This is a genomic window from Streptomyces sp. NPDC002490, assembly GCF_040296045.1.
GTDB lineage: Bacteria > Actinomycetota > Actinomycetes > Streptomycetales > Streptomycetaceae > Streptomyces.
This window is the reverse complement of sequence record NZ_JBEOWM010000131.1, coordinates 1-1647: the sequence shown is the minus strand read 5'-3', so window position 1 is coordinate 1647 and position 1647 is coordinate 1. Positions and strand designations below refer to the sequence as shown.

Here is a 1647-nt window from a genome sequence, read left to right as displayed (position 1 = left end):
CGACGGCTGCTTGTCCGACCTCGGGGCGTTCGGCGAGGACTGCTTCGACCTCACCCGGCTCGATCCGGAACCCCCGCACCTTCACCTGGTCATCCACCCGACCGGCGAACTCCAACACCCCGTCCGACGACCAGCGCGCCAGGTCACCCGTCCGGTACATCCGCCCGGCGCCGTGCGGGCACGCCACGAACCGTTCGGCGGTCAACCCCGGGCGCCGGTCGTATCCGCGGGCCAGACCGTCACCGGCGAGGTACAGCTCCCCCGTCACACCCGGGGGAACGGGGCGGAGGAACTCGTCGAGGACGTACGCCCGGGAGTTGTCCATCGGGCGTCCCAGCGGAACACTCGCCGGCACCTCATCACCCGCGTGGTAGGCGAGTTGGGTGGTGAACGCCGTGGTCTCGGTCGGCCCGTACGTCGTCCGCACGGTCAGCTCCGGATAGCGGGCCAGCAGGGCACGGATCGCCGAGGACGACACCACGTCCCCACCCGTCGACACCTCCCGCACCCCGGCGAAGACCTCCGGGGACTCCTCCGCCAACACCCGAAGCAACCCCGCCGTCACATGCACATTCGTCACCCCGTGCTCGGCAATCAACCGCCCCCGCTCCGCCGCGTCCAGATCACCCGCCGGCGCCACCACCAGAGTGCCGCCGTGCACCAACGGCACCCACAACTCATACGTCGACGCATCGAACGCATGGTTCGCCTGGACGAGCACCCGTGCCACCACGTCCTCGCGCCAGGCACGATCCGACACGAACGCCGCCACACTGCGGTGCGTGACCGCCACGCCCTTCGGTTCACCCGTGGACCCCGAGGTGAACATCACATACGCCAAGGAATCAGCAGACACCACAGTCGGAGTCATCAACGGATCAGCAGCGAACAGCTCCTCCAGAGGAACCGTCTCCAAGCCCTCCACCACACGATCCGCCACCACCACATCCAACCCGGCCCCGCTCACGACCGACCGCAAGCGCTCCACCGGATGGCTCACGTCCAAGGGCACGAACGCCGCACCCGCCTTCCACACCCCCAACAACACCGCCACCAACCACGGAGACCGACCCACCACCACACCCACCCGACCCCCCACACCCACACCACACCCCACCAACCACCCCGCCACCCGATCGGACAAGTGCGCCAACTCCCCGTACGACCAGGACACGTCGTCGCCCACCACCGCCACCCCACCCGGAGACCGACCCACCTGCCCCGCGAACAACTCCACCACCGACCCAGCCGACACCTCACACCCCGTGTCGTTCCACCCCACCAGAACGTTCGCCCGCTCCACCGGGTCCAGAACGTCCAACTCCGACACCGGCCGCGTCGGATTCTCGACTATCTGCTCCAACAACCGCACCAACCGCTCACCCAAGGCACGCACCGTCGACTCGTCGAACTTGTCCTTGTGGTAGTCGAAACGGAACTCCATCTCGTCCGTGGTCGACACGGCGAGTGCGAGGGGGTAATGGGCCGCGTCCTCGCTGGCCTCGCCCTCGATGGTGAGGCCGGTCAGTTCCAGGGGACCGTTCGGGTTGCGCGGGTAGTTCTGGTAGACGACCAAGGTGTCGAAGACCGCCCCCTGACCCACCACCCGCTGAATCTCAGCCAACCCCACATGCTGATGCTCCAACA

The 1647-nt window shown here is 67.8% G+C and carries 1 protein-coding gene; it reads right to left on the bottom strand.

Going from position 1 to position 1647, the window contains the following annotated elements:
• Positions 1-1624 (bottom strand): non-ribosomal peptide synthetase (locus ABT092_RS30905; RefSeq protein ID WP_351249822.1); only part of this gene is annotated, 1624 nt, incomplete at its 3' end.
• Between the last annotated feature and the right edge of the window lie 23 nt (positions 1625-1647).